Raw genomic sequence first — 239 nt, 5'->3', positions numbered from 1 at the left:
TCCTGTACCGCCGATCCACCGTTTGAACAATGGGGGGACGCAGGAGGATAGTGACGCATGCGGATGGAAGTGCATGTGCAAGTTTCAAGACCGTCTGATTGGCAAATCCGTCAGGCATCAAAGTCAAGGAACGATGCGGAGTCCCGTAGGGACGTAGGTCACGATTTCACACTGCCAAGAAAAGCCTCTAGTGAGGGGGAAGGCGCCAGTACCGTAAACCGACACAGGTAGGCGAGATG

The 239-nt window shown here is 54.8% G+C and carries 1 rRNA gene; it reads left to right on the top strand.

The window, feature by feature from the left end:
- Positions 1 to 239 (top strand): 23S ribosomal RNA (locus tag AC3B4V_RS16330); the annotation flags it as partial.

This window comes from Exiguobacterium sp. E17S, assembly GCF_057772545.1.
Note: the sequence above shows the minus strand (reverse complement) of the source record. Positions and strands in the feature narration are given on the sequence as shown.